General features: G+C 34.9%; 3 protein-coding genes. 2 read left to right on the forward strand and 1 reads right to left on the reverse strand.

What is annotated here, in order from left to right; genetic code table 11:
* Positions 1 to 300 (reverse strand): hypothetical protein (locus tag ACILQF_RS10605; RefSeq protein ID WP_395627380.1); only part of this gene is annotated, 300 nt, incomplete at its 3' end.
* Between the two features lie 781 nt (positions 301 to 1,081).
* On the opposite strand from ACILQF_RS10605, the gene ACILQF_RS10610 reads away from it, so the two are divergent.
* Together ACILQF_RS10610 and ACILQF_RS10615 are read left to right on the forward strand one after the other, a co-directional pair.
* Complete coding sequence (locus ACILQF_RS10610; protein ID WP_395627381.1) at positions 1,082 to 2,416, forward strand: hypothetical protein; 1,335 nt, start codon at positions 1,082 to 1,084, stop codon at positions 2,414 to 2,416.
* Positions 2,417 to 2,757: 341 nt separating this feature from the next.
* Positions 2,758 to 4,877 (forward strand): beta-N-acetylhexosaminidase (locus ACILQF_RS10615; protein WP_395627382.1); only part of this gene is annotated, 2,120 nt, incomplete at its 3' end.

Raw genomic sequence — 4,877 nt, forward strand, 5'->3', positions numbered from 1 at the left:
TACTTTCGTGTCCAAATCTGTTTGCGTAACCATCAATTTCCAGGAAGTGCCCGTATAATAATAAAATCCCGCTGGAGCAGTAGTTTGATATACCATTAATCCTTCTGCAGGATCCGCAATAGCATCTTTTTGGCTAGCGCTTAATCTGGGGATTAAGATCCCTTTATTATTGGATGTTGAACTCACTTCTAAAGCTGCCGAAGCAGCGGGAGTAGTAGTACCGATACCGATTTGCGCTAGTGCTGGTACTGAAATTAACAGTAGCAAAAAGATAACTAAATAGAGAGAGAAAGATTTCATGGAATTTAATTTTTGGTAGACTATTTTGATTGATTTTTAAGGTTGATAGTTTATAAGGTTTATTCGTTAAAGTAATTGACTATTGGCGTTTAATACATGATAGCCACACTATAACTTTAGCATAGCATCACAAAAAAACACAGTAAGGTTACTTTAATTTTTATTAAAAACTCAAAAAGTATAATTCTTATACCTATAATTAATACAATATTTTTTCAAAGAAAAAAACAACTTTTATTTTAAAATATTAGGCAATTATTTTATAATTTGCTAAAGGTGTTTGGGTTTAAAAAAGACCAAAAAAGCAGGAAGAGAATAATTTTATTTGGGAATCAACATAGAATCTCTAAAGGTTTTATTTTTAGAAGTTTGGCTCGCAGATACGCAAAGCCAATGATATAAAAAGAGATATCCTCATTGAGATTAAAACCTCTGCGTCTTTGCGAGAGTTTATTTTTCTTTATTTACCTCGCAGAGACAAATTTTTACGCGCTTTTTTAGAGTTTTGGCTCGCAGATTCGCAAAGCCAATGACGGAAAACGAGATATCATCTTTTTTAAAGTTAAATTCTCATTAATAAACACGTCATTTACGGTTTCCCGTAAATTATTCTAACTAAATTAAAGGACATTAGCCAAGCTTTTTTTTCGAGTTAGACATTTTTATAAACAAGAAAAATTTATTATTTTTAATATTACACAGCCTAACCAATCTGATTTTTAAACCTAAGTATTAATTTAATCACTCTTAGAAACCGTGAAATATGTCTTTATTTTAATTTATGCATAATATTTTAAAGTTTCTTTTCATAGTCTTTTTAATGCTATCCGCCGAAGATACTTTAGCGATTGATCGCTATCTTACCTGGGTTGACCCCCAAACTCAGCTCCGGGTAAAAATCAATATGGAAACCTATGAATTACTAACAGAAAAAGATTCTAATGGCTGGTTAAATGAGGGGAAAATTAAATTAGACACCGCCATCTTTAATACTATTCCATCTCGATTTAAAAACGATTATTTCCTCTTCGATAATGGGAAAAGAATTCGCTTAACCATCGATGGAGCGGGACATGTATTTGATTACTTTCCTTTGAAAAAAGAACTCATTCGGGTTGATAGGACATATCATAGTGGATATAATTTCTTTTCAAATAAATTTGTCAGGAATGGTATTATTTACAGTATTGGAGGGGTAGGTTTTTGGAGTCATAGTACGGCTATTACTTATTTTGATGAGAAAATAAGGGAATGGGAAATATTGAGACCTAAAAATCTGATTCCTATTCCCATTGTGCATGGTTATCAGGGTTACGACAATAAGCTAGACGTTTATTATTCTGGAGGCTCCGCAACTACAGATTATTTGGAGGATCAAAAATTTACAATCAGGGATGAATTTTTCCTTTTTGATTTCAAAAAAAATAAATGGAATTTTCTGGGGAAATTAAATCCTGATTTACCCTTAAATATGCCACAAAAGGTAATTTGGACTGGTAATTTCTTCTTGCATTTTTACAATAACCATATTTATATCCTTGACCCTAAAAGCAATAAAGTATATCTCTATAAAAATAATAAACAGTCCTTCCTTTTAGGATCTGCAACTCATCTGAATAAAGATACGCTAACCAATTTTTGGGCTGATAATGCAGGGGCGATCCAGAAGATTTCAATAGCCGAAATTAAAAGTAAGTCGGTTTATTGGGGTGAGTTTTACTCTTCGGGGATTTCAACTTTTTGGTACTATTTGGATCTGTCAATTATTCTTGCGGTGGGATTGTTGGTAAAATGGCAACACAGCCGCTCTAGAAAAAACAATGAGTTAATTTTATCAGTTAAAGAGAGGAAACTGGTACAAAAACTTTTGGATCTAAATGAAGATGAATATTTGACCACTCATGATATCAATGATGTTTTTGAGACTAAAGATAAATCTCAGGAGAATCAAAGAAGGATTAGATTTAATATAATTAATGAGTTAAATGATAAACTAAATCAAAAATTTGGCCATGAAAACGGTATTGATAGAAAAACTTTACCATCGGATAAACGACTGATTGTTTATGTGATAAATTCAAATATTAAGTCGGAGCTTAAAAAGCTATTTAAATAACTATCTAGAATAATTCATCAGCCTGTTTTTATTAATACCACCCACGTTAAATTAATGCATCATTGCAAAATAGTGTATTCCTAAATCTGATCGCGCGATTGCAAAGGGTTTTATTGAAAAAACCATCAAGAGGAGTTTGGAAAACCTCCTGATTTGCCAATCCGTAGTGGAATCGCTGCATTAAACTCAAGGGATAATGGAGTTAAATAATAAAAATAAAAAACCTGTATCGTCCTGAAAAATTTTACACCGGCAAAAACCATAACATGCCTATAAATTCCTCATTTTTCTTACTTTCGAAATATATTCTTAAATAACAAGCAAGAATTAGCTATTCGCAAATGAAAAAAATCCTTATTGCCCTTATTTGTTTCTTGGTTTTCGACAAGAGTTTTGCCCAGAATCCCAATTCTATTATTCCATTACCGCAGCAAATTAAACTCGGCAAAGGTGATTTTATATTGAGCAAACAAACTCTTATTCAAGATTTTACCCAAAGCAATGAAGTAAGCACAGCTTTAAGTCCCCTTCAAAATAAAATTATAGAACGTATTGGCGCACCATTAAAACTGAGTAATGCTGCTGCAGCAAAAAGTACAATCCAAATTAGATTAAACGATCAAATTAGCAATTCGGAAGCTTATGAACTTGATATAAAACCAACCCAAATCACTATTGAAGCAAAAACTGCAGCTGGCGTTTTTTATGCGGTACAATCTTTAATACAGATAATGAAACCGTCTGCGCAAAATACGCTGAAAATACCGAGTGCAACAATTATGGATGCCCCGAGATTTCCTTACAGGGGAATAATGCTCGATGTGTCGCGTCATTTTATGCCTTTAGATTTTCTGAAAAAATACATCGATGAGCTTGCACGATTAAAAATCAATCGTTTTCATTGGCATTTGAGCGACGGACAAGCATTCCGCTTTGAGAGTAAGAAATATCCCTTACTTCACTATGCAAAATCATCACAATGGCCCACTAATGAGGGCTTTTATACGCAAGAGGAGATGAAAGGATTAGTGAAATATGCGCAAGATCGGTCCATTACCATCATTCCAGAAATCGATGTGCCAGCACACTCTCAAGCATTATTAGATGCCTACCCCGAATATGGTTGTTTGGATAGTTTAGGCAATACCTTTAAGCTGCAAGGGGAGATGTGTCCCAATGAAACTACCATTGCCTTCGTGAAAAATATTTTGGATGAAGTGATGGACGTATTTCCAAGTAAAGATATTCATATCGGTGGCGATGAAGCCAGTAAAGCTAATTGGAAAAATTGCCCTGTTTGTAAGAAACGCATGACTGATTTGAACCTTAGCAATGTAGATGAATTGCAAAGTAAGTTTATAACAAGCTTAGACCAATATTTAAATGATAAGGGTCGCAAAATGATTGGTTGGGATGAGATTATGGATGGTGGTTTAGCACCCAATGCAACGGTTATGGCGTGGCGTAGCACAGAAAATGGTGCTGCTGCTGCAAGAATGAAGCATCAAGTGATCATGTCGCCAACCTCACACTGTTATTTTGATTATTATCAATCGGATAGTCCGAACGAACCTATGGCATTCAATGGTTTTGTTAATTTAGAACGAATTTACAGCTTCGAGCCTCTACCAAGTGAATTAACCGAGGAGGAAAAATCCTATGTTTTAGGTGCGCAAGCAAACTTATGGACCGAACAAGTGGCCACCGGATCTCATGCCGAATACATGACCTTCCCAAGAGCTCTTGCTTTAGCTGAAGTAGCCTGGTCGGATCCCAATCAAAAAAACTTTAGTGAATTTTTATCTAGGTTGCCACACTATTTAAACGGATTAAGCCAAAGGAAAGTGAATTTTGCGAAGCATTTTTATGAGATAAAATCAAGTGTCGTTCTTGATTCAAAACAATCGCTAAATGTGGTTTTAACTTCAAATGAGGCTAATTTACCGCTTTACTATACCCTAGATGGGACTAGTCCGACAATGAATTCATCGGTTTATAAAAATCCGATTAGCGTGAATAAATCAACGCTTATAAAAGTAGCTGCCGTGATGAACAATGAAATGGTGGATGAAACAATCAATAACCTGACAATCAATAAGGCTACGGGCTTAAAAGTTGAATTGAGTGAAGCGCCAAGTAAATACTATAATAAGGGAGGTGTGGCAGCACTTACTAATGGGGTTTTTGGCTCATCAAAGCGTTATGGTGATTATGATTGGTTGGGTTGGTCGAGGGCTGGAGTTGAAGCCAGTTTAGATTTTAATCAGTCGCAAGTTATTTCTAACATCTCTTTACGCTTCTTTCACCAAATTTCAAGCTGGGTTTGGATGCCTAAAAAGGTGGAGATATGGGCTTCTTCGGATGGTGTAAATTATGCCCTTGTGAAGGAAGAAAAAATTAGTGTGCCAAACCAAGAGGGTGCTATTGATGTTTCGATTCAAATTCCTCAACGTGAGCTTAG

Origin of the sequence: Daejeonella sp. (assembly GCF_044232565.1) — a bacterium.
Taxonomy (GTDB): Bacteria; Bacteroidota; Bacteroidia; order Sphingobacteriales; family Sphingobacteriaceae; genus Daejeonella.